At 71.0% G+C, this 23010-nt stretch carries 19 protein-coding genes; 5 read left to right on the forward strand and 14 right to left on the reverse strand.

Annotated elements, in window-relative coordinates; all coding sequences use genetic code 11:
• The first annotated feature begins 21 nt into the window (after nt 1-21).
• Entirely contained in the window at nt 22-1476 is a 1455-nt protein-coding gene (locus tag ACWD12_RS00245) for a flavin-containing monooxygenase (RefSeq protein ID WP_450097694.1), read from the forward strand.
• Between the two features lie 109 nt (nt 1477-1585).
• Here the strand turns inward: ACWD12_RS00245 and ACWD12_RS00250 are convergent, their stop codons facing one another.
• The 4 genes from ACWD12_RS00250 to ACWD12_RS00265 form a co-directional block, all read right to left on the reverse strand.
• On the reverse strand, nt 1586-2743 hold the full coding sequence (locus ACWD12_RS00250) for a hypothetical protein (RefSeq protein ID WP_450097695.1): 1158 nt from the start codon (nt 2741-2743) through the stop codon (nt 1586-1588).
• Between the two features lie 181 nt (nt 2744-2924).
• Nucleotides 2925-4442, reverse strand: a complete 1518-nt coding sequence (locus tag ACWD12_RS00255; protein ID WP_450097696.1) for an aldehyde dehydrogenase family protein — start codon at nt 4440-4442, stop codon at nt 2925-2927.
• Nucleotides 4439-6010 carry an acyl-CoA synthetase gene (locus ACWD12_RS00260; RefSeq protein ID WP_450097697.1) on the reverse strand — a complete coding sequence of 524 codons (1572 nt, stop codon included), beginning with the start codon at nt 6008-6010 and terminating at the stop codon, nt 4439-4441. Before ACWD12_RS00260 ends, ACWD12_RS00255 begins: the two co-directional genes overlap by 4 nt.
• A gap of 143 nt (nt 6011-6153) precedes the next feature.
• Nucleotides 6154-6546, reverse strand: coding sequence for an SCO5389 family protein (locus ACWD12_RS00265; RefSeq protein WP_358358171.1), 393 nt, complete (start codon nt 6544-6546; stop codon nt 6154-6156).
• 281 nt (nt 6547-6827) lie between these two features.
• Between ACWD12_RS00265 and nucS the strand changes: the two genes are divergently transcribed.
• Complete coding sequence (gene nucS / locus ACWD12_RS00270; protein ID WP_450097698.1) at nt 6828-7487, forward strand: endonuclease NucS; 660 nt, start codon at nt 6828-6830, stop codon at nt 7485-7487.
• A 300-nt stretch (nt 7488-7787) separates the two neighbouring features.
• Nucleotides 7788-8414 (forward strand): hypothetical protein, encoded by a 627-nt coding sequence (locus ACWD12_RS00275; RefSeq protein ID WP_450097699.1) that lies wholly within the window; start codon nt 7788-7790, stop codon nt 8412-8414.
• 25 nt (nt 8415-8439) lie between these two features.
• Here ACWD12_RS00275 and ACWD12_RS00280 read toward each other — a convergent pair whose 3' ends face one another.
• From ACWD12_RS00280 to ACWD12_RS00310, 7 genes are all read right to left on the reverse strand, one after another.
• On the reverse strand, nt 8440-9708 hold the full coding sequence (locus ACWD12_RS00280; protein WP_450097700.1) for a S8 family serine peptidase: 1269 nt from the start codon (nt 9706-9708) through the stop codon (nt 8440-8442).
• Nucleotides 9709-9753: 45 nt separating this feature from the next.
• Nucleotides 9754-11301, reverse strand: a complete 1548-nt coding sequence (locus ACWD12_RS00285) for a hypothetical protein (protein ID WP_450097701.1) — start codon at nt 11299-11301, stop codon at nt 9754-9756.
• A 62-nt stretch (nt 11302-11363) separates the two neighbouring features.
• The gene (locus ACWD12_RS00290) at nt 11364-11840 is read right to left on the reverse strand and encodes a hypothetical protein (RefSeq protein ID WP_450097702.1); all 477 of its coding nucleotides are present in this window, start codon (nt 11838-11840) and stop codon (nt 11364-11366) included.
• A 90-nt stretch (nt 11841-11930) separates the two neighbouring features.
• A complete protein-coding gene (locus ACWD12_RS00295; protein WP_450097703.1) occupies nt 11931-15059 on the reverse strand; it encodes a hypothetical protein in 3129 nt (1042 codons plus the stop codon).
• A gap of 496 nt (nt 15060-15555) precedes the next feature.
• The gene (locus ACWD12_RS00300) at nt 15556-17535 is read right to left on the reverse strand and encodes a protein meaA (protein ID WP_435838960.1); all 1980 of its coding nucleotides are present in this window, start codon (nt 17533-17535) and stop codon (nt 15556-15558) included.
• 393 nt (nt 17536-17928) lie between these two features.
• Nucleotides 17929-18234, reverse strand: a complete 306-nt coding sequence (locus ACWD12_RS00305) for an STAS domain-containing protein (protein WP_450097704.1) — start codon at nt 18232-18234, stop codon at nt 17929-17931.
• A 253-nt stretch (nt 18235-18487) separates the two neighbouring features.
• Nucleotides 18488-19339: a 3-hydroxyacyl-CoA dehydrogenase family protein gene (locus ACWD12_RS00310; RefSeq protein WP_450097705.1), complete on the reverse strand. Its 852-nt coding sequence runs from the start codon at nt 19337-19339 to the stop codon at nt 18488-18490.
• Between the two features lie 169 nt (nt 19340-19508).
• Here ACWD12_RS00310 and ACWD12_RS00315 point away from each other — a divergent pair, with 169 nt between their 5' ends.
• Nucleotides 19509-19826, forward strand: a complete 318-nt coding sequence (locus ACWD12_RS00315) for a hypothetical protein (protein WP_358347659.1) — start codon at nt 19509-19511, stop codon at nt 19824-19826.
• 57 nt (nt 19827-19883) lie between these two features.
• On the opposite strand, the gene murA is transcribed toward ACWD12_RS00315, so the two are convergent.
• Nucleotides 19884-21158 (reverse strand): UDP-N-acetylglucosamine 1-carboxyvinyltransferase, encoded by a 1275-nt coding sequence (murA, locus tag ACWD12_RS00320; RefSeq protein WP_358347656.1) that lies wholly within the window; start codon nt 21156-21158, stop codon nt 19884-19886.
• A 100-nt stretch (nt 21159-21258) separates the two neighbouring features.
• Between murA and ACWD12_RS00325 the strand changes: the two genes are divergently transcribed.
• Nucleotides 21259-21831, forward strand: coding sequence for a cob(I)yrinic acid a,c-diamide adenosyltransferase (locus ACWD12_RS00325; RefSeq protein ID WP_450097706.1), 573 nt, complete (start codon nt 21259-21261; stop codon nt 21829-21831).
• Between the two features lie 31 nt (nt 21832-21862).
• On the opposite strand, the gene ACWD12_RS00330 is transcribed toward ACWD12_RS00325, so the two are convergent.
• Nucleotides 21863-22474, reverse strand: coding sequence for a DUF2550 domain-containing protein (locus ACWD12_RS00330; RefSeq protein WP_435838959.1), 612 nt, complete (start codon nt 22472-22474; stop codon nt 21863-21865).
• Between the two features lie 62 nt (nt 22475-22536).
• Nucleotides 22537-22917 (reverse strand): F0F1 ATP synthase subunit epsilon, encoded by a 381-nt coding sequence (locus tag ACWD12_RS00335; RefSeq protein WP_358347651.1) that lies wholly within the window; start codon nt 22915-22917, stop codon nt 22537-22539.
• Nucleotides 22918-23010 lie beyond the last annotated feature (93 nt).

Consider the following 23010-nt stretch of genomic DNA (forward strand, 5'->3'; position numbering starts at 1 on the left):
CGACGGAGGGGTTTGCGGATCGTGCCGGAGACGAAGGAGCGGCGGGACGCCGCCGGGACGGACGCACGGGTGCGGCATGTCGCCGTCATCGGAGCCGGATTCGCCGGACTGTGCATGGCGATCCGGCTCCGCCGGGCGGGCATCGACGACTTCACCGTGTACGAGAAGGCCGACGACCTGGGCGGCGTGTGGCGCGACAACACCTACCCGGGCGCGGGCTGCGACGTCCCGAGCATCCTGTACTCCTATTCCTTCGCCCAGCACGGCCGTTGGTCGCGGAGCTTCCCGCGGCAGGACGAGATCCTGGCGTACCTACGCCGCTGCGCCGACGACTTCGGCCTGAACGCGCACATCCGGCTCGGCACCGAGATCGTCTCCGCCCGCTTCGACGAGAGCGAAGAGGTCTGGCGCCTGCGCACGGCGGCCGGGGACGAGCACGCCGCCCGCGTACTCGTCTCCGGCGTCGGACAGCTCAACCGCCCCCGCTACCCGGACATCCCCGGCCTCCGGAACTTCGCCGGCACCGCCTTCCATTCCGCCGAGTGGCGGCACGACCACGACCTCACCGGGCGGCGCGTCGCGGTGATCGGCACCGGCCCGAGCGCGGTGCAGTTCGTCCCGGAGATAGCCCGGCAGGCCGAAAAGCTCTTCGTCTTCCAACGGTCCGCGAACTGGGTGGTGCCCAAGCCCGACCGCGAGTTCGGCCGCCGCGAACTGACCCTGCGTGACAAAGTGGCGCCCGTCCGGCTGTTCCTGCGCGGCCTCACGTACGTTCGCGCCGAGACCGTCATCTACTGGGCCATCAGGGGCGGCAGGCTGGCCAAGCTCGCCGAGTTCGCAGCCCGCAAGCACCTCGAAAAGCAGATCACCGAACCGTCGTTGCGCGCGAAGCTCACCCCACGCTTCCCCATCGGCTGCAAACGCATCCTGATCTCCGACGACTGGTACCCGACGCTTGCGCGCGACAACGTCGAGCTGGTCACCGAACCGGTCGGCCGCGTCATCCGGACCGGCATCGACACCGTCGACGGAGTACACCGCCCAGTGGACACGGTGATCTACGGAACGGGGTTCCTGGCCACCGAGTTCCTCAAGCCGATGGACATCACCGGACGCGACGGCGTGGCGCTGCAGGACGTGTGGAAGGACGGCGCCGCCGCGTACCTCGGCATCACGGTGCCCGGCTTCCCCAACATGTTCATGCTGTACGGGCCGGGCACCAACCTCGGCCACAACTCGATCATCCACATGATCGAGTCGCAGGCGGCGTTCATCCTCGGCAAGATCCGCGAGGGCGGCGTCCACGAGGTCGCGCAGGACGCGTTCGACCGGCACCAGGACCGCCTCGCCGCCGCGCTGCGCGGCACCGCGTTCGCCGCCGACTGCAACAGCTGGTACAAGAACGCCGAGGGCCGGGTCACCACCAACTGGGCCCGGCGTACGCTGACTTACCGGCTGGTGACCCGGCGCGGCTGACCACGCTCGGGCGCGGCAGCCGCAGGAGTCGGGTCGGCCGGCTGCTCGCCCACGGAGTGAGGCAAACCACGGGGTGAGGCAAGGGCCGACGCCGGGGCCAGGGCTGGACCTAGGGCTGGGACGAGGGGCCGGGCGTGGGAGCGCGGGGCGACCATTCGCAGCCGTCTCGTTCGCGACTGCCCGCGATCACCGCATAGAGCAGGTCGGCCGCGCTGGGCAGGCCTGCCGCCGCGCCGGGTGGATGTGCGGCGTCGGACGGACCCGCAGCTCCTGGTGGGCCTGCGGCGGCCTTCACGCCGACCATGTACGACACCGCCCCGTTCCCGCAAATGGCCCACATCGCGGCCGTTCCCCCGTAGCTGTACGTCGCCTCCGCCACCTCGCCCGCCTTCTGGTTGCCGCGCCGCTGGGAGATCTCGAGACGGGCGAGCTCGTCCCGGTAGACCTCGACGCGGATCAACGGCTGCGACTGCGACGGCGTCTCCGCCGACCCGTCCACGACGATGCAGTCCTCGTGCCGCTCGTCTCGGCCGCTCCACAACTGCACCCAGTCGGTTCGCGCGGCGAGCAGTGAGGGGGCGAGCGGGATCCCGCAGAGTGTCGCGGCATCGAAGGACGACGAAGGCCGCTCGGGGCGGGGTTCGGGCGGCGGGAGGCTGCCTTCGCTGCACCCGGCCTGCGTCCGTACCCGGTTGGCGGTCCGCACCAGTGTCTCGGCGAGCAGTTGACGGGCAACCGGGATCCTGACCCGGAGTTGGGCGTAGCGCTCGCCGTCCCGCGGCATGCACTTGGGTAGTTCGACCCACCCCTCGGAGCCGGACGCCGCACCCAGCACGCTGTTGCCGAGCGGCGTCGAGACGGAGGAATCGGGGCCGAACCAGTCGTCGCGGACCAGGGCGTCGTACCCCCGGTAGATGACGAACTCCAGCTCGGGGAACACCGTGCCGGTCGTGCCGGAGAAGATCGCGCAGCGTTCCTCGGGGGCCGCCGGATAGCCCAACGGCCCTGCGGTGTCCCGGTATTGCTTGCTCTGCGGGAGCAGTTCGCCGATTTCGGCGGGAGCGAGCGTGCCCCAGCAGAGGGATCCGTCGCCGGCGGGCCGGTCGTCCTCGAAGGTGCGCACGGTGACGAAGCCCGCGGCGCCGACGACGACCACGCAGGCGATCGCGAGCAAGGCGTAGCGGCGCGACCGTCTTCGAGGCGGCGGGTCCTGACCGGGCGCGACCTGGTGTCGCGGCGCACGGCCGTCGTGCGGGGGCGACGGCATGGCGTCTCGTCCTTCGTCCGGGTGCCGGAGCCGGGAACCGAACGCCGGTGCGGGGCCGTGCGCGCGGTGCTGAACTCGGTCAGCTGTACGCGGTCAGCTGTACGCGGCGGGCCGCGCACACTTGCCTCCGCGGCGGTACGCGCAGGCGTGCCCCACACCGGCAACCGGCTTGTGTTTGTGGCTACTTCCTGCCGAACCTCAGGGTCACGTACCGGTCGAGCACCTTCATGGTCGCGGGGCTGCGCCTGAACGTCGTGGGGTCGAGCGGCGCCGAGAAGCGCTTGCGCGTGACCGACTGGGCGCGGGCGAACTCCTTGAGCCCGTCCTCGCCGTGCGTGCGGCCGAACCCGCTCTCGCCGACGCCGCCGAACGGAAGACCCGGCACTCCGGCGAAGGCGATGACCGCGTTGACCGAGGCCATGCCGGTACGCAGCCGCCGGGCGATCTCCGCGCCGCGGCGGGCGCTGCCGGCGTACACCGAAGCGGAGAGCCCGTAGTCGGTCGCGTTCGCCAGCCGCACGGCCTCGTCCGCGTCGGCGACGGTCCGGACCGTGATGGTCGGGCCGAACGTCTCCTCGCACACCGCGGCGCTGTCCTCGGGTGCGTCGACGAGCACCACCGGGTCGATGAACGGCGGTTTGACGGAGTCGACTCCGCCGACCACGGCCGTGGCGCCCTTGGCGATGGCGTCCTCGATGTGGCGGCGTACGACGTCGATCTGGCCGGGCATGGTCATCGGCCCGTACACCCGGTCCTCGGCGTCGGCACCGGTTTTGAGTTCGGCCGCGCCTTCGCGGATCGCGTCGATGAACGCGTCTTCGAGGCCCTTGACGACGTACACGCGCTCGATCCCCACGCAGGTCTGGCCGGCGTTGGCCAGCGCGCCCCACAGGGCGCCGTCCGCGGCCGCCTTGACGTCCGCGCCCTCCGCGACGATCAGTGCGTCCTTGCCGCCGCATTCCATCAGCACGGGCGTCAGGTTCTGCGCGCACGCCGCCATGACCTTGCGGCCGGTGGCCGACGACCCGGTGAACGCGACCTTGTCGACGCGGGCGGAGCACAACGCGGCACCCGTGGCGCCGAACCCGGTGACGACCTGGAAGACGCCGGTGTCCGCGTCGGGGTTGGCGCGGGCGAAGGAGTCCGCCAGGAACACCCCTGAGGCGGTGGTGAATTCGCTCGGTTTGAAGACGACGGCGTTGCCGGCGGCGAGGGCGTACGCGATGGACCCCATCGGCGTGAAGACCGGGTAGTTCCACGGCCCGATCACGCCGACGACGCCCAGCGGGTGATACTCGACGGTCGCGGCCTGGTTCATCATCGCCAGGCTGCCGGCGACCCGGCGGCGGCGCAGGACCCGGCCCGCGTGGCTCGCCGCCCAGGTGAGCTGCTCCAGCGCGAGCAGGACCTCGAGGAACGCGTCGTCGCGCGGCTTGCCGTTCTCCTCGTGCACCAGCTCGCACAATGCCCGCCGGTCCCGCGTGATGGTGGCGGCCCAGGCACCGAGGCGGCGTTTGCGCTCGCCGGGGGTGAGCGCGGCCCACCACTCGGCACCCTTGCGGGCGCGCGCGACGGCGTCCGCGACCTCGGGCTCGCCGTCGACCGGGTAGCGGGCGATCTCGGCGCCGTTCGCGGGGTTCAGCGAGGGAAACGTTTCGCGCACCGGCTTGACCGCCGGCGACTCGACGGATGTGGTCATGACGTGGCCTCCTCGGATGTCGCGGCCGCGGCGGCCTTCACGCGCTCGCGCAGCACGTTCTTGGCGACCTTGTTCGCGGCCGTCAGCGGCATTTCGTCGACGAACTCCACCGATCTCGGACACTTGTAGCCCGCGATGAGCCCGTGGGTGTGGTCGCGCAGCTCCCGCTCGGTCAGCTCGGCGCCCTGGTGCAGCACGACGACCGCGTGCACGCGCTCGCCCCACCGCTCGTCCGGTACGCCCACGACCGCACACGCCGCGACCGCCGGGTGCGCGCTGATGGCGTTCTCGACCTCGGCCGAGTACACGTTCTCGGCCCCGGTGACGATCATGTCCTTGAGCCGGTCGACGACGGTCACGTATCCGTCGTCGTCCATGAACCCCAGGTCGCCCGAGTGCATCCAGCCGCCCCGCAGCGCCTCCGCGGTCTCCTCGGGGCGGTTCCAGTAGCCGAGCATGACGTGGTCGCCGCGCGCGCAGATCTCGCCGACGACACCGCGCGGGACCTCGTTGTCGTCGGGGTCGACGACGCGGCACTCGTTGTGCGGCAGGGGGCGGCCCGCGGAGCGCAGGCGGCCGGGGTTCCGCTCCTCATGGTCCTCCGGCAGCAGCATGGTGACGAGGGGCGACAACTCGGTCTGGCCGTACGCCTGGCACAGCCGCGCGTCCGGCAGCGCCTGCGACGTACGCTCCAGCAGCGCGTCGCTGATGGGCGAGGCGCCGTACGACAGGAAGCGGATGGACCCCAGGTCGTGCTTGGCGAAGTCCGGGTGGTCCAGCACGATTTGGATCATCGTGGGCACCAGGAAGATCTCGGTGACCCGGTGTTTCTCGACGCCTTCCAGGACGGCCTTGGGCTCGAAGAACGGCAGCAGTATCTGCTTGATGCCCATGACCGAGGCCATCAGCCAGGTGCCGAAGCCCGCCATGTGGAACATGGGCGCCGCGTGCAGCACCGACGAGTCCTCGCCGTCGCGCAGGCGCGCGGTGGCCACCAGGCCGCCCATCACGGACGTCAACAGGTTGGTGTGGCTGAGCATGACGCCCTTGGGAAAGCCGGTCGTTCCGCCGGTGTAGAAGATGCCGGCGAGGTCGCCGCCGCCGTGCCCGGCGTCGGGGACGGGCGCGGAGTCGGCCAACAGGTCGTCGTAGGCGAGCATGCCCTCGGGGGTCGGCCCGACGCCGAAGTGCACCACAGTCTCCAGGCTTTTGCTCAGCTCGCGCAGCTTCGGGACCATGGGGGCGAACACGTCGTCGACCACGAGCACTTTCGTCTCGGAGTCGTCGAGGGAGTAGGCGATCTCGATGGGGCTCCACCGGATGTTGACCAGGTTAAGCACCCCGCCTGCCCAGATCGTGCCGGCCAGCACCTCGATGTAGCGGATCGAGTTGAGCGACAGGATCGCCACGCGCTCGCCGTCGCCGAGGCCGAGTGCCTGGAGGGCGCCGGCGCTGTGGGCGACGCGGTCGCGCAGTTCGCGGTACGTGACGGTCGCGGTGCCCTCGACGAGCGCGGGCTTGTCGGGGCTCTGCTGTGCGTGGCGGTGCAGAGGCTGAATGATGCCCATGAGCTCCCCTGATGAGGTCGGAAGAGGGAACTTGCGGGGGCGGTCGAGACCGCGGTAGATCATTTACTAGCGCTCGCTCAGCTCAGCAAACCGCAGGCCGGACCTGCTGGCAACAGGCCCGGCCGGTGTTCTGTCGAAGCGGTTCAGCAGTCCCGCAGAAGCGGCGACTGGTTCAGCAGTTGACCGCGGACCGACGTGAACGCGCGGTACCGCGCGGTCTCCTCCGTACCCGCGGGAAACACCCCGACGCGATGGCAGTTCTGGAACGCCAGCTTCACACCGTGATGCCGTTCCAGCGCACCCCGGATGGCGTCGCTGGCGAGCGCGCGCAGCAGTTGCCCCCGCGCCTCCTCATCCGGCGGCGGCACCTGGTTGTCGGCGAACTCCCCGCCGTCCACGTCGAGTCGGACTACCAACTCGGCGATTAGGTCCCACGCGTAGGGCAAGGAAGTGCGGATACATTCGACGAATTCGGCTTCGTTGACGTCCCCGGCTTCGGCCTGCGCCAGAAGACCCGGCGGCACATCGAGCGACATACTGAACTCCCTCCCACCAACTGGCTTACGGGCCAGAAGGCTTGACTCACCGTAAGTCAGTCGGCACGGGATGTACCAGAGCCGCGGGTCGCCCGACCCGGCGACGGACCGCCCGCCCCGTCCCACCGGCGCTCCTCGATGGGAACGGCGCCTGCACGCGATCCAAGGTGTTGTTCTCGGCTCCGGGCCACTTGCCGACCCGTGCCGTGGTGGCGTCGAAGACTTCCGCCGTCCGGCCGTCCCGGGCGGCCACTGTCGCCCCGCCCGTTAGGCTGGGGCCCATGCGTCTCGTCATCGCCCGCTGCACCGTCGACTACGCGGGACGGCTCTCCGCCCACCTGCCCTCCGCCCAGCGCCTGATCATGGTCAAGGCCGACGGGAGCGTGTCGATCCATGCGGACGACAGAGCGTACAAACCGCTCAACTGGATGAGCCCGCCGTGCACCCTCAAGGAGGAAGAGGGCACCTGGACGGTGATCAACAAGACCGGCGAGAAGCTGATCATCACCATCGAGGAGAAGCTGCACGACTCTTCGCACGAACTAGGCGTCGACCCTGGCCTCGTCAAGGACGGCGTCGAGGCACACCTCCAGGAACTCCTCGCCGACCGCATCACCACCCTCGGTGACGGCTGGACCCTCGTACGCCGCGAGTACCCGACCGCCATCGGCCCCGTCGACATCCTGTGCAAGGACGCCGACGGCGGCACCGTGGCCGTCGAGATCAAACGCCGCGGCGAGATCGACGGCGTGGAGCAGCTGACCCGCTACCTCGAACTCCTCAACCGCGACCCCCTGCTCGCGCCGGTCAAGGGCATCTTCGCGGCGCAGGAGATCAAGCCGCAGGCCAAGGTCCTCGCGGCGGACCGGGGCATCGGCTGCGTCGTCCTGGACTACGACGCGCTGCGCGGCGTCGAGGACGACAAGCTCAAGCTGTTCTAGCGGGTGGATTGAGCGGCCGCGCGCCGCCTCCTGCCGCCTCGGCTCAGCGCGCGTCGCCTTCGTATCAGCGCGCGTCACGTCACGTCGCAGCACGTCGACGCATGGCTGAGCCGCTGAGCCGCCGCGGGCGGTACTGCTGTCGACCCTGCCCGCGGGGTGCCGTGAAGCGAAACGACTGGATGGAAGTCGGCTGACGGGCGATCAACTTTCCGGCTAATCGCCGGATTTGCCCGTACCGGATCGCTGCGTGGTAGGTAGCCTGGTTTTCGGACAGGCGAGTTCGACCGAGGAGGGCCATAAGTGGCCGACGAGGCGCCCTCGTTGTTTTCCTGGCTCCGCAACCAGGTGCAACGGCGGCCCAAGGGCGATGGGGACGAGACACCGGGCGCGGGGGGCGGACTCCGGTTGTCCCGGGGCATGTGGATCGCGGTTGCGCTCGCAATCGTCGTGGTGATCGTGGTTCTGACCTCGGGCAACGGCGGTACCCCCAGCGCCAATACCGCCGATTCCAGTTCCCCGGACGCCGGTTCGGCGGCACCCGGATCGCCGGGAGCCGCGTCCGCTTCGCCCGGCACCCAGGCGGGCCGACCCCCGGCGGGCCAGCCGGCCCCGGCCCCGGGAGCCTCCGGCGCGGCATCGACGACGGCGGAACACGTGGCCCAGGGGAAGACCGCGTACACGCGCAACCCCCAGGGCCTGATTGTCCGTTCGGCGCCCGCGCACACCGGTGACTTCGTCGTGCGGATCGAGTACGACAGCGCGGTCACCCTGATCTGCCACGCCACCGGGCCGAAGGTGTACGGCCGCAACGGCCTTGCCACCACGCTGTGGGACAAGGTCACCACACCCGGCGGCAAGACCGGCTACGTCCCCGACGTCTGGGTGCTGACCGAGGCGGAAGTCACCGAACTGGTCCCGGCCTGCTGAGAGTTGGACGTTCGACTCGCCGGGGTCAGCGATACGGCGGAGGTGGTGGCGGGGGCCCGTGCGTCGGCACTGGGGGTGGCGGGCCTGCCCCGGGAGGGCCTCGGCGGTTGGTGCGGGAGCGGACGTACACCCACACGATCACCGTGAGGACCGCGACCCCGCCGACGAGGATCCCGACGACCGGCACGAGACTGTCGGAACCGCCGCCGTCATCGTCTCCGGCGGCCGCTTCGGCTGCGGTGTCCGCGGCCGGTGTGGTCGAGGCGGGCGCGGGTGCGGGTGCGGCGGAGGGGGCGGTCGACGGCGCGGGTTGCCCCGAGGGGGCGGTGGTCGGGAGATTGCCTCGCTTGCCCACCAAGGGGTTCACGTCGGGCGGGCCCGGATCCCCCGTCCAGTTGAGGGCGTTGCGGGGACTGACGTTGCCGTAGCCGAGGGCGTCGTTCGGCACGGGCCCTTCCAGCGGTTTGTTGGCCGAGTCGGTCAGGACCTTGATGATCTGGTTGGCCGTGTAGTCGGGGTGCTCCGCCCAGAGGAGCGCGGCCACACCGGAGGTGAGGGCGGCTGCCGAAGAGGTCCCGTCGCCAAGGCAGTAGCGCGTCGGACCGGTGCAGGCTGCGGGAACGTCCTCGGCTGGACCGGCCAGCGAGACCCAGTAGCCATGCACCGACCCGGCCCAGAGCTTGCCGCCGTTGCTGTACCCACCGACGCCGAGGACGCCGGGATAGGCGGCCGGATACGGCGGAATCGGCGACGGAACACCGAGGTTGCCACTCGAAGCGACGACGAGCTTGCCGCGACTCAACGCGTAGGCGTAGGCGTCCGCCAGTGCCTGAGACGACAGGTCGCCCTTGGAAACGCTGATGATCTTCGCGGGAGAATCAGCAGCCATGCGCACAGCACGCTCGTAGGTGAAATCCATGCCCGCCAGGGGCATGACGACGTTGTACGAGACGATCTTCGTCTTCGGTGCCACCCCGATGATGCCCTGGCCGTCCGCGCCACGCCCTGTACCGGCGATCAGCGAGGCCATTCCGGTCCCGTGGCCCCTTGGACTGTCGGCGTCACCGGTGCCGTACGGCTCGCCGACGACTTGGCCGACGAGGTCCGGGTGGGTCGAGTCGACGCCGGAATCGATCAGGGCGACCGTGACCCCTTCTCCTTGCGTGGTCTTCCATACCTCGTCGATCTTCCACTTGTCGAGGTACCACTGCTTCGGTCGCATCGGTTCCACGGCAGCCCGTGCCGTCGGTACGGCGACCAGCCCCGTGACGGTCAGCAGGACCGCCGCACCCATCCCGCAGAGCAATCTGCTTCGACCACTTCGTAAGGAGCGCACACGTCAGCCGATCACCGGAGGTACGGCTCCGCCGGGCTGCCCGTCGCCCCAAGTCTCTTCGTCCTCTTCGAGGTAGTCCGCCCGGCGACGGCGAGCACGCTCGTCGGAACCCGCGCCTGCGCCCGCCCCCATCATCCCGCCCATCGGGCGGGCGGAGCGTTGACCTGCACTGCCCGGCGTGGTGCCTTCCGGGTGTGCCGACTGGCCCGGTCCGGAACGCAGTCCCGAGCCACCGGAGGAGAACTGCCCTCGGCTCGCGGCGCCGCCGCGCGCCGGGTCCCCGCCGACCGCGCCGCCCGGCGTCCCGATCGGGGGACGTCCTGCCATGGTCCGACTCGTGGACCCGGCGGTGCCGGTCGCACCGGCCCCGCCAACACCTCCCATGGGAACGCCTGTCCGTGGAGTTGTCCCGGGGCGGGCTTCACCCGGCCCGGCCATCTGACCGGGTCGCGTCGTACCGCCTTCGATGCCACCGGTGCGCAGACCGGGAGCCCCTGGTGTACGTCCGCTTCCCGTGGTGCCCGGGCGCGCCTGGCCACCCGAGGTCCCCCCGGCCATGCCGGGTGTCCCGCCGCGTACCGGTCCGGAGGTTTTCGTGCCCCCGGTTGTCCCGCCGACCCGACCGGGACCAGTTGACGGCGGAACCGCCCCCGGCGGCCGACCGACCACGGGCGCGGTCGGGCCGGTCGTGTTCGGTCCGGAGCCGCTGCCCTGCCCCAGGTTCGGCGCGCTCGGATGCGGCGCCGTGGTGGGCGCGGGCGGCGTCCGAGCCAGCAGATTCGAGCCGGGCGGCAGCGCCCCCGGCGTGAGCTGACCGGCGGTGACGACCGGCGGTGCGCCGGCGCTCTGCGGTGGCGGCCAGGCGCCTACCGACGAATTCGCAGGCGAGGTATACGGGGTGGCGAGTCCGCTCCCTGACGGTCCGCCGGCCAGGGAAGTCTGGCTGGCGGCGGCAACGGCGGCGGCACCCGCAACACCGGCGACACCGCCGATGTCCTCGTAGTCATCATGGCGCGGCCCCAGGCCGAACTGATCCAATGGCGGCCTGAATTGCGGCTTGGGCAGCCGGCCGATCTGTTGGGCCGCGCTCACGTACGTCGACGCGAGCGCGTGCATCTGCTGGACCGCCTCCAGGCGAGGTCCTTCCACCGCCGCCTTGGCCTGGTCGTACGCGGTCACGCCGGTGACGGGGTCGAACATCGCGGCCGCGACGGGGTTGTCCTCCATCACCTTCAGGAGCGCCACGTCCTCGGCCGAGATCTTCGGGATCGTCTTCACCGTCTCGGCGAGCTTGTTGCCGGCGATCTCGACGTTGGTCCCGGTCCCCCTGGTGAAGTCGGCCAGTTGGTAGCTCGCGGTGACCAGGTCCGACGTCCACGACTGGAACGCCTGGGCGGAGCCTCCCTCCCAGGCCACCTGGCCGGACTTCATCCGCAGCGCGTCCGCCGCCTCCTGGATCTTGTCCGCGGCACTGACCAGGCTCCGTCCGACCGCTGCGACCCTCTCCCCGTGTCCTCCCGAGATCAGGCCAAGCAGTGCCTCATGACTCATGACTTCAAAATTCGTTTCCACCCACTCCACGCGCCGTCACCTCCCCCGTGTGGTCGCAATACTCAGCCATCGGTACCGGCAACGCTGCCGGGTGTCGCCGCGTTCGTCGGCGGAACGGCGGCGGGCGGAACGGCGGCACCCTGCGGCGCCGGGTCGGCGTTCCAGGGCTCCCTGCCGGGCTTGTCGCCGTACAACAGCTTCGAGAGTTGGGCGCGCCGCTCTTCGTCGGTCTCGGCGGTTTCGTCGCTGATCATCTTGATCGTCAGCGCCAACGCCTCCATCTGCCGGTGGAGCATGCGCAGGAAGTCGCTGACATCGCCGACGGCAAAGGCGGTGACGATACCGATCGCGTACGCCTCGTTGAACCCTGTTCCATGGTCGGCGCCGGCGACGCCGAGTCCGCCGAACTTGGCCATCGGGCCGGTCTCGACCAGAAGTTCGTCCAGCGCCGACCGGACGCTCCGCTCGAACTCGGTCAGCGACGCCAGGTCCATTTTCAGCTTGCCGACGTACGCCCGATCCTCAGGCGACAGATACAAGGTGCTCGCCTCCCCCGTTGGAAGCATCAGTACCGCACAGAGCCGCGCCCCGAAGTCTAGCCAACCAGCGCGGAGTTGCTATGTACGGCGTCAACTCGCAGACGAATCGACACTCACCGCCGCCAGTTCCGCAGTGCCCGTCCCCACCTGAGTCGTCGGCGCTTGAGTCGTTTCCGGCGGCGTGGTCGTCGGGGGGCTGGCCGGTGGCGTCGACTTCGGCGGCGTCGGCGGAGGCGACGTAACCGGAGGCGGTATCACGGGCGGCGGCTGCGACGGCCCCGGCCCGGGGTTCTGGCCCGGTTGGGTGGCCGGCGCGGTGGTCGCCCCCCGGGTGGTCGCCGTCGCGGACGGAGACTTGGTACCCGGGGTGCTGCGTATGCCGGTCGGCGTGGCCGATTCCGACTCTCCTGCCGACGTCCCCGTCGAAGGTGCGCGGCCCGCCTGCGAAGCGGGGGGCACCGCGGCTCCCACCGGCGAACTGCCGTCTCCCACCGGTACGTCCGACACACTCACCGTCGTGTCGTCGGTCGGCCCGCCGCCGCTGCCCGGCGCGTCGCTGCCGAGGGCCACGACCACGGCGAGCGTCACCACAAGCAGTCCGGCCGCGCCGAGTGTCATGACGCCGCGCTTGCCCGCCATGGACGCCGACATTGCCCGGCGCCGACCGAGCGCCGCGGAACCGGCCTCCTGCGTCGAGAACGCACCGGGCCGTTCGCCGGACAGTACGAGGATGCGCCGGTCCGCGGCCAGCCCGCGCTTGTCCGATGCGTCGCGCAGCCGTGTCGCGGCGGTCGCCTCCTCGCGGGCCCGCTGCGGCTCGCCCGTACACAGCGCATGTACGGCCAACTCGTGACGGAACCAGGCCTGTTCGCCGACCGCGCCGGAAGCCGCCGCGGCCGCGGCGCCGATCTCCAGGCAGTCGCGCCAGGCCTCGAACCGCAACGCCGACGCGAAGGCCGGTGCGGCGGCGCGCGCGAGCACGCGTACCGAACTGAGTTTGCCCAGCCGCTCCACCTCGCGCAGGCAGGCGAGGATCACGTCCGCCTCGTCGGCGACCTGGGCGGGCGTCACCGTGGGATGCGAGGCCCACCACGTGAAGTGCTGTATCGCGGCGACCGCCCACGAGGACGGGCCGCGCATCACGCCCACCGACTCGTCGACGACCCCGCCGGCCAGCCGGTGGCGACCACCCTCCAGGACGACCAGTCCAGCGGAGACGAGTTCGGCGGCTGCCCCGTGCGCGTCCACCGCGCCGGTCAGCGCGGGCAGGTGCGCGGGGTCGGGCAGGACACCGTCCAGCGCCGCACCAAGTCGCAGCACCTGCTGAGCCGGTCGCGACAACAGCGGAACGAGTCTCGGCACGAACAACTGGGGCTCACCGGGGGACGGCAACTCCGGTATCGGCAGCCCGAATTCGTCGTCGTAGTCGCTCTCGGGCCGAACCACTCCGGTGCCAAGCCTCGCGAGCAGCGCACCCGCCTGGGCGAAGCGGCCCGGATGCCCGTCGACCTCGAACCACAGAGCTGCCGCCCAGCCGAGCTCCTCGTCGTCCAACTCCCGTCCGGCCGCCCGCGCGAGCAGCGCGAACGCCGCTTCCTGCGGGAGTCCGCCGAGGGTGATCTCGAAGAACGGCGACTCCGCGCGTACGGCGGCGTCGATCCCCTCCGCCGAGGGCTTGGACGCCACCAGGAACGCGCATTCGGGCGCGATGCCGAGCAGTTCCTCGGTCTCGTCGGGCGACAGGTCGAGGTCGTCGACGACCACCAACGCGGCTACTCCGGACAGGAGTTCGGCTTGGGCGGCCCGCGTCGGCCGGTACGGCTCCCCCGAGAAGCACGCGTCGTGGAACTGCTGCAGCAGGTCGTCGAGACCGCGCCCGTGGCCGCTGAGCGCGATGACGCCGTCCGGCGCGCCGGCGGCATCGCCGGACGCGAGGTACTTCAGCAGCGTGCTGCGGCCGATCCCGGCGGGCCCGCCCACCCGCACCGACGTTCCGCGGGCGAGCAGTCCGCGCAGCTCCTCGATCTCGGCCTGCCTGCCCAGCGGCGGATACCCCGTCGAACGCGGCGCGACCGGAGCGCGGACCGGAAGAGGGCGGGACGTCGCGGGCAGCGGTACGACCTCACTGCCGTCCGGGCCACCGATCGTGAGCAGGTGCTCGCCGACGGCCAGTTGCACGACCGCGTTGGGTCCGGGCGTCGCGTTGTGGGCGGGGTACGCCCCGATCGGCGGGCCCGCATGCGCACCCGCCGAGCCGATGCCCTCGAAGCCGCCGGAGGAGTCCGCCGGTTCGCCGACGTAAGGCGTCGTACGCCCTGCCCGCGCATCGGTCCCCGCGCCCGCCCCCGGCTCGGGAACGGGCTGCTCGTACGCCTTGTTCAGACCGTCGCGCGCATACCCGTCGGATCCAGGACCGGGGGCGCGCCCGTTGGCCCCGTGGCCGTTCGCTCCGTTGCCGCCGGAGTCGTGCCCGTCGGACGCGTACGAACCGGCCCCGAACCGCTCGAACACCGGCCCGCCGGACACGTGTCCGGCACTTCCGTCGCGTCGCGCGTCGCGCGGCATATCGCGTGGCGCATCGCGCCCTTCGGCACCGTCCGCCGCGCCCATCCCGAACTCGGGCGCGCGGTCGTCCGTTTCAACCTCGGCGTCGTCGAACCGGGCCAGCCGCCACGGGTATTCCACCCGGCCCGGCCGCTCGCGCCGAGGCACCGGCCCGTCCCCGGAAACCGACGGAACCTCCGCCGCGCCGGTACCGGCGGCATCGTGCGTACGCGCGCCGTCGGCGCCGCCCACGACGCCGTCCCCGGCGTACTCACCCGCCGACACATCGGCGCGCCCGTTCAGGTCGCTGCCCAGCACACCTGCCGGCCCTTCGGCCTCCACCGCGCGGCGCACCCTCTCGGCCCGCCCCATGCGCTCGCCCCGCCGCGCTTCGGCGGCGTGCTCGTCCACATCGTGCTGGTCCACAGTGCGCTCATCCGCACCGCGCTCGCCACCAAGCCCGTTGTCGCCAAGCCCGTTGTCGCCAAGCCCGTTGTCGCCAAGCCGCTCGTCGCTCCGCGACCCCTCGGCCCCCGCCGCATCGGCCGTCGCGGCGCCTGCCGCATCCGCCGCTCCCGCGACCGGCGCGCTGTCGTCGCGCGTCCCGGTCGCGGCAGCGCCCCTGCCCTGCGGGGCCGGGCGTTCGTCGCCGACTCCCCGCGGGGTTGCGTCCATGGCTCTCCTCAGTCCCCGTCCCGCTCCGTGCAACCGCCCCCTGCCGGAGTCTTCCCGGCCGCCCAGTCCGTACGAAGCCGTACGGCCTGAATGTGGATCATCAGTGTGCCGCGCCTCCCGACCACCCGCCACACCTTCTCAGCGTGCCATCGCGATGTGGCTGTGGTGCCGCCCGAGACGAAACCTTCTCCCACTCTCCACAACGCGCGTAGCCGTATGACGTCACCCGGCCGGTCGCAATGCCGACAATCCGCCCGAACCAAACCGTCAATCATGGTGCGAGCGGACGCCGGACATTCTCACGGCAATCAAACGCTCGACTCAACAGCTAGGGCGCCTTCCGGTACGCCCACCCGAAGGAACACCTGCGGTTCCACGCCGGACCACCGCGCCCGCCGACGCGGAGACGCCGGCGGCCCCGGGCACGTTCCCGACCACGAAACGTGCCACGGGGCCACCACCGACATCGGCGCCCGGCAACGCCGAACAGGCGGCATCACACCGCCAAATCGTTGGCCTTCCGGATCTCCGCGACGATGCGGCCCATGATCTCCGTGATGCCGAAGTCCTTGGGCGTGAAGACCGCGGCGACGCCCTGCGCGAGCAGCGCGGTCTCGTCGGCCGCCGGAATGATGCCGCCGACCACCACGGGAACGTCGTCGAGGCCCGCCGCGCGCATGCGCTCCAGGACGTCGGGGATCAGTTCGAGGTGCGAGCCCGAGAGGATCGACAGCCCCACGCAGTGCACGTCCTCCTCGACCGCCGCCGCCACGATCTGCGCCGGCGTGAGCCGGATGCCCTGGTAGACGACCTCGAACCCGACGTCGCGGGCCCGCACGGCGATCTGCTCCGCCCCGTTGGAGTGCCCGTCCAGCCCGGGCTTTCCGACCAACAGGCGCAGGCGGCCGCCGAGTTCCTCACCGGTCGTGCGCACCGCCTCGCGTACGGCGGTCAGTTCCGCGCCGCCCTCCTGCACGCCGACCACCCCGGAGACCCCGGTGGGCGCCCGGTACTCGCCGAACTCGTCGCGCAGCGCCCCCGCCCACTCACCCGTCGTGACACCGGCCCGTACGCACTCCAGCGTCGCCGGCATCAGGTTCACGGCGGCGTTGGTGCCGGTCGCCTTCCACGCCCGCGCGTCCACGCGCAGCCGGTCGAGTGCCGCGTCCGCCGCGGCCTGGTCGCGCTCCGCACGCCACGCACGCACGGCCTCGGCGGCCGCCGACTCCACCGCCGCGTCCGGTACGAAGATCGCCGTGTCCAGGTCGGCCGTCAGCGGGTTCGGCTCCGTCGTCTCGAATTTGTTCACGCCCACGACGATTTCGTCGCCGCCCTCGATGCGCGCGCGGCGGGCCGCGTGCGAGCCGACCAGCTGCGACTTCATGTAGCCCGACTCGATGGCCGCGACCGCGCCGCCCATCGCCTGCACGCGGTCGATCTCCGCCTTGGCGCCCGCGACGAGTTCGGCGACCTTGCGCTCGACGACGACCGAGCCGGTGAAGATGTCGTCGTACTCCAGCAGGTCCGACTCGTAGGCGAGAACCTGCTGGATGCGCAGCGACCACTGCTGGTCCCACGGACGCGGCAGTCCCAGTGCCTCGTTCCACGCCGGCAGCTGCACCGCCCTCGCCCGCGCGTCCTTGGACAGCGTCACCGCGAGCATCTCCAGCACGATCCGCTGCACGTTGTTCTCGGGCTGCGCCTCGGTCAGGCCGAGCGAGTTGACCTGCACGCCGTAGCGGAACCGGCGCTGCTTGGCGTCCTGCACGCCGTAGCGCTCGCGCGTCAGTTCGTCCCACAGCTCGACGAACGCCCGCATCTTGCACATCTCCTCGACGAAACGCACACCGGCGTTCACGAAGAAGGAGATGCGCTGCACGACCTCGCCCATGCGCTCCTGCGGCACCTGCCCGCTGTCGCGCACCGCGTCCAGCACCGCGATCGCCGTGCACATCGCGTACGCGATCTCCTGCACCGGCGTGGCCCCGGCCTCCTGCAGGTGGTAGCTGCAGATGTTTATCGGGTTCCACTTCGGGATGTTCGAGACGGTGTACGCCACCGTGTCGGTGATCAGCTTCAGCGACGGCCCCGGCGGGAACACGTACGTCCCCCGCGACAGGTACTCCTTGATGATGTCGTTCTGCGTGGTCCCGTTGAGCTTGGCGATGTCCGCGCCCTGCTCCTCCGCCGCGACCTGGTACAGCGCGAGCATCCACAGCGCGACCGCGTTGATGGTCATCGACGTGTTCATCCCCTCCAGGGGGATGCCGTCGAAGAGCTGTCGCATGTCGCCGATGTGCGAGACCGGTACGCCGACTTTGCCGACCTCGCCGCGCGCGAGTTCGTGGTCCGGGTCGTACCCGGTCTGCGTCGGCAGGTCGAACGCGACGGACAGGCCGGTCTGACCCTTGGCCAGGTTGCGCCGGTAGAGGGAGTTCGACTCCTTGGCCGAGGAGTGGCCCGCGTACGTACGCATGACCCAAGGGCGGTCACGCGTCGGCCGGTCGGGGGAAGGCTGAGCTGAGGGCGTCTGGCTCGCCACGGGGGACCTCCGGGAGGGTTCCGGGCCCCGACGGCCGCGACGGCTACCGGCCCCGCACATCCTCTGGGGTCCGGCGCGCGCCGCACCCGGCGCGGCCCTGCTTACCTCGGAGTGTACTGACGGGTAATGGAGCTTGGGCAGAGTGTGCCCCGCCACATATCGGCCCCCCACCTGACACACTGTCGGCCCCACCGCGGCTCGCCCTCCACCGGAATGTGGCACCAAGCACGTTCGCGGCCCTCGTGACGGCCCCAGGACGGCCCCCAAGGTCGGCCTCCGCCCCGTCGGCGGTCCCGGAGTGTCGCGGGCGGCTGCTCCCGGACGCCGTCAGGCGGCGATGGCGTTTTCCAGGGCGAGGATTCGGTGCAGGCGGGTGATGACCAGGACGCGGTGCACGGGGGGTGTCACGCCGCGCAGGACGAAGCGGCGTTCTCGGCGGCCGGCCCGGCGGTGTATGGCGACAAGGAGGCCCAAGCCGGTGGCGTCGAGCGCGTCGACTCCGGAGACGTCCAGCACGAAATCGCCGTCGGCCCCGTCGACGGCGGCGTGCACGCGCTGCCGGACGTCCGCCGCGGAGTGGACGTCCAACGTGCCGCGCAGGTGCAGTTCGCGGTCGTCGCCCCAGACATGCATGCCGCCTCCTCCGATCGGGACTGCTCGCAGGGTCTCTCGTATTCTTTTGATTCCTCATCAGACCATCGGGGTTGCCGATTGCTCCGAATTCTTGAGGAAATTCACCCCTTTCAGCGACAAAGGCCGGTCCGGAATCATTCCCGGACCGGCCTTCGCCGACGTGTCGCCTACATCTCATCTGCCTCAAGGCAGTTCCGCGCAAACTGACCTTGTGGAATTCACGCGGATCAATCGCGGCGGATCACCGGACGGCTCACTCGTACGAGTAGAAGCCCTTGCCGCTCTTGCGGCCGAGGTCGCCCGCGGTGACCATGCGGTTCAGCAGCTCCGGCGGGGCGAACTTCTCGTCCTTCGTCTCCTCGTAGATGTTGCTGGTCGCATTGCGCATGATGTCGACGCCGGTCAGGTCGATGGTGGCGAGCGGGCCCATCGCGTGGCCGAAGCCCAGCTTGCACGCGACGTCGATGTCCTCCGCGGTCGCGACGCCCGCCTCGTACAGGCGTACGGCCTCCGTGGTCAGCGCGGTGATCAGGCGCGTCGTCACGAAGCCCGCGACGTCGCGGTTGACCACGATGCAGGTCTTGCCGACGCCCTCGGCGAACGCCCGCGCCACCGCCAGCGTCTCGTCGGACGTCTTGTAGCCGCGCACCAGTTCGCACAGCTGCATCAGCGGGACGGGCGAGAAGAAGTGCGTGCCCACGACCTGCTCGGCACGCGAGGTCACGGCCGCGATCTGGGTGATCGGGAGCGCCGAGGTGTTGGACGCCAGCACCGCGCCGTCCTTGGCCACCCGGTCCAGCTCGCGGAACACCTCCTGCTTGATCTCGATCTTCTCGAAGACCGCCTCGACGACCAGGTCCGCGTCCGCGACCGCCTCGAGGTCGGTCGTCACGGTGAGCCGCGCGAGGGCCGCCTCGGCGTCCTCGGCGGACATCCTGCCCTTGGCGACGAACTTCTCGTACGAGGAGCGGATGCCGCCCTGTGCGCGCTCCAGCGCGGCGTCGGTGACGTCGCGCAGCGTGACCTCGTACCCGGCCTGGGCCGACACCTGGGCGATGCCGGCTCCCATGAGCCCGGCACCGATGACGGCGATCTTCTTCGTCACGTCGAACCTCTCTCGTACATGCGAACGTGCCCCCGTCGCCCGCACGGCCGCGGATACGATCCTGCCTGCGCTGACGGGCACTCCTCCTCGCGAGGGTAACGGCCACTCGATCGGCCGACGCCGCTGGTACCTCGCAGGCCTGGTGCGGCAGTCTTGGAGGGGAGGCGAAATGGACCGTTCGTACCTGCTCACGCCGCTGGTGGGACTGGCCGTCATGGCGGTGCTCGTCCTGCTGCTGCGCTGGGCCTTCGGGCGCGGGCACTCGCTCGTCCCGCGCGTGCCGAAGCAGGGTACGGAGGACGACTACGGCCTGCTCGTCGCCGTCGCCTCGCCCGCCGACCGGACTCACGGCAGGCGCCTGTGCCGCGCCCTGACCACGGACGGGATCCGCTGCACCCTCGTCGAGACCACCGACGGCCTGCGGGTGATGGTGTGGCCGCCGGACGAGGAAGCCGCCAGGCTGGCCCTGACGCGCTATCCGGACTGACGGCGGCCCCCACCCCGCAATTAAACTGACGGGCCCTCAGATGGCCGTACGCGGCCCTCAGAAGCGCGACTCGGGCTCCGGCTCACGTAGGACCGAGCCGCCCAACGCGGTGATCTGGTTCACCAAGTCGTCGTAGCCGCGGTCGATGTGGTGCACCCCGCTCACCAGCGTCTCGCCGTCCGCGACCAGACCCGCCAGCACCAGCCCCGCACCCGCCCGCACGTCCGTCGCCAGCACCGGGGCGCCGGAGAGCCGGTCGACGCCGCGCACGATGGCGTGGTGGCCGTCCGTGCGGATCGACGCCCCCAGGCGCAGCAGTTCCTGGAGGAAGACGAAGCGCGCCTCGAAGATGTTCTCGGTGATCATCGCGTGCCCGTCCGAGACCGCGTTGAGCACCGCGAACTGCGGCTGCATGTCCGTCGCGAACCCCGGGTACGGCAGCGTCACCACGTCGACCGCCCCCGGCCGCCGGTCCATCACCACACGGAAGCCGTCGTCGGTCGAGGTGACCGAGGCGCCCGACACCGTCAGCTTGTCGAGGGCGATCTCCAGGTGCTCCGGCCGCGCGTTGCGCACCGTCACGTCCCCGTGCGTCACCGCCGCGGCCACCGCGAAGGTCCCCGCCACGATCCGGTCCGGCACCGTGCGGTGCACGATCGGCGAAAGGCCCTCGACCCCGTGGATCTCGATCGTCGAACTGCCCGCGCCCTCGATCTTCGCGCCCATCTCCGTCAGCATCGTGCAGATGTCGACGATCTCCGGCTCGCGCGCGGCGTTGTCGATGACCGTGGTGCCCTTCGCCAGCACCGCCGCCATGAGGATGTTCTCGGTCGCGCCGACGCTGGGGAAGTCCAGCCACACCGGCGTCCCGACCAGGCCTTTGGGGGCCTTCGCGATCAGGTAGCCGTGCTCGTTCTCGACCGTCGCACCGAGCTTGACGAGCCCGTCTATGTGCATGTCGAGCCCGCGCGAGCCGATCGCGTCGCCGCCCGGGAACGCCACGTGCACCTCGCCGCAGCGGGCGAGCAGCGGCCCCAGGACGCAGATGGACGCGCGCATGCTGCGCACGAGGTCGTAGTCCGCCTCGTACCCCGGCGACGCCGGCACGTCGATACGCACCGTCCCGCTGGTCTCCCCCTCGACCACGCAGCCGAGGCGGCGCAGCAGTTCGCTCATGATCTGCACGTCGAGGATCCGGGGGACCTCCTCAAGGGTGGTCTCCCCCTCCGCCAGCAATGCGGCGGCCATGAGCTTGAGCGCGCTGTTCTTCGCGCCCGTGATACGCACCTCGCCGGCGAGCCTCGCCCCGCCGGTCACCCGGAACCTGTCCATCACGGCATCGTATGGGCTCACACGAGCCCCACCGAACGCATGTCGCAACCTGGTGACACCCCCGCGTTCATTTGCTGACACGCCGCGTAGGTTTGGGCGCATGGTCAATCTGACACGCATCTACACGCGCACCGGCGACGACGGCACGACCGCGCTCGGGGACATGAGCCGTACGTCCAAGAACGACCTCCGGCTCGCCGCGTACGCCGACGTCGACGAGACGAACTCGGTCATCGGAGTCGCCCTGGCGACGGGCGCGTTGGAGGAGGACGTGGTCGCCCTCCTGACCCGCATCCAGAACGACCTGTTCGACGTGGGCGCGGACCTGTGCACGCCGATCGTGCCGGACCCGAAGTACCCGCCGCTCCGCGTCGAGGAGTCGTACATCGACGCCCTGGAGGCGGCGTGCGACCGCTACAACGAGGAACTCCCCAAGCTGCGCAGCTTCATCCTCAACGGCGGCACCCCCGGCGCGGCCCTGCTGCACCAGGCCCGCACGGTCGCCCGCCGCGCCGAGCGCAGCACCTGGGCGGCCCTGGAGACGCATGGCGAGACCATGAACGCGCTCACCGCGAAGTACCTGAACCGGCTGTCCGACCTGCTGTTCATCCTCGCCCGGCACGCCAACCGCGAGCAGGGCGACGTCCTGTGGGTGCCCGGCGCGAACCGTTGAGCCGCGGTTGGGCCGTGTCCGAGGACACCGCCTAGGCGACGTTGACGCGCTGACCGGGTGGGGCGGCCTCGAGCCAGGCCAGGAACCCCGTCAGCGCGTCCTCGCTCATCGCGAGTTCGAGCAGCACGCCGTTGTGGCTGCAGACCAGCACCACCGACCCGGCGAGCAGCGCCAGTTCCTCCTGGCCCACCGGCAGGCGGCGTTCGATGACCACGATGTCGTGGCGCTCCAGCACCCGGCGCGGGCGCGGGGAGTAGGAGAAGACCCGGAACCACTCGATGCGGTCCCCGTTGTACCGCGCGATGCCGAAGACCCAGCCCTTGCCGTGGTCCAGGGGCGGCACCGCGAGCGGCGGCTCCGCGTCGCCGCCGGACTCCCCGGCGGCCGACGGACCCGCGGCTCCGGCAAGTCCGGGGGAATCAGCAGCGGCGCCCTCCGGGACCGAACTCCCGGACGACGCCGCGGCGGGCCCCGCCTCCCCGTCGTCCGGGGAGGCGGCGCGTACATCTGGCAGACGGCGCAGCGAACAGTCGAACGTCCCGCCGGGACGTTGGACCAGTCGGCGCCGTACGGCGAACGCGCCGATCGCGGCGGCGGTCGCCACGACGACGGCCACGACCACAATCAGCAGCACGAGGACCATCTCGTCAGACCTCCTCGTGTTCCGCGTACCGGTCTCGGCCGACGCCTGGGTTCGTTCCGGCGTCAGTGCCCGACGCCTACGCCGGCGACGCGCAGGCGCGTGTCCGCCCGGCGCTCGGCGGCGAGGTCCTTCTCGTGACCGGCCCGCTCGAGAGCGCGCTGGGCACGGGCGACATCGATCTCGTCGGCGAGCTCGACGATCTCCGCGAGCAGCGACAGTTCGTTGTTCGCGTACGAGACGAAGCCGCCGTGGACCGCGGCGACGATGGTGGTGCCGTCCGCCTGGCGGATGGTCACCGGGCCGGACTGGAGCACTCCGAGGACCGGGGTGTGTCCGGGCTGGATACCGGTGTCGCCATCGGAGGTCCGGGCGACCACGATCGTGGCCTCGCCCGACCACACCTTGCGGTCGGCCGCGACCAGCTCGACGTGCAGCTCAGCCAACGTGGCTCCTCAGGTCGTACGGACGGACGCCGCGCGCCTGCCCGTGTCCCGGCACCGGATCTCCGGAGCGGGATGCTGTCAGAATATCGGTCC

Source organism: Streptodolium elevatio, from assembly GCF_053592165.1.

Bases quoted from the DNA above. Each gene is read 5' to 3' on its own strand.
- ACWD12_RS00250 (WP_450097695.1), bottom strand. From the start codon at position 2,743: ATGCCGTCGCCCCCGCACGACGGCCGTGCGCCGCGACACCAGGTCGCG.
- ACWD12_RS00255 (WP_450097696.1), bottom strand. From the start codon at position 4,442: ATGACCACATCCGTCGAGTCGCCGGCGGTCAAGCCGGTGCGCGAAACG.
- ACWD12_RS00260 (WP_450097697.1), bottom strand. From the start codon at position 6,010: ATGGGCATCATTCAGCCTCTGCACCGCCACGCACAGCAGAGCCCCGAC.
- ACWD12_RS00265 (WP_358358171.1), bottom strand. From the start codon at position 6,546: ATGTCGCTCGATGTGCCGCCGGGTCTTCTGGCGCAGGCCGAAGCCGGG.
- nucS (WP_450097698.1), top strand. From the start codon at position 6,828: ATGCGTCTCGTCATCGCCCGCTGCACCGTCGACTACGCGGGACGGCTC.
- ACWD12_RS00280 (WP_450097700.1), bottom strand. From the start codon at position 9,708: ATGGGTGCGGCGGTCCTGCTGACCGTCACGGGGCTGGTCGCCGTACCG.
- ACWD12_RS00285 (WP_450097701.1), bottom strand. From the start codon at position 11,301: ATGAGTCATGAGGCACTGCTTGGCCTGATCTCGGGAGGACACGGGGAG.
- ACWD12_RS00295 (WP_450097703.1), bottom strand. From the start codon at position 15,059: ATGGACGCAACCCCGCGGGGAGTCGGCGACGAACGCCCGGCCCCGCAG.
- ACWD12_RS00300 (WP_435838960.1), bottom strand. From the start codon at position 17,535: ATGCGTACGTACGCGGGCCACTCCTCGGCCAAGGAGTCGAACTCCCTC.
- ACWD12_RS00305 (WP_450097704.1), bottom strand. From the start codon at position 18,234: ATGCATGTCTGGGGCGACGACCGCGAACTGCACCTGCGCGGCACGTTG.
- ACWD12_RS00315 (WP_358347659.1), top strand. From the start codon at position 19,509: ATGGACCGTTCGTACCTGCTCACGCCGCTGGTGGGACTGGCCGTCATG.
- murA (WP_358347656.1), bottom strand. From the start codon at position 21,158: ATGGACAGGTTCCGGGTGACCGGCGGGGCGAGGCTCGCCGGCGAGGTG.
- ACWD12_RS00325 (WP_450097706.1), top strand. From the start codon at position 21,259: ATGGTCAATCTGACACGCATCTACACGCGCACCGGCGACGACGGCACG.
- ACWD12_RS00330 (WP_435838959.1), bottom strand. From the start codon at position 22,474: ATGGTCCTCGTGCTGCTGATTGTGGTCGTGGCCGTCGTCGTGGCGACC.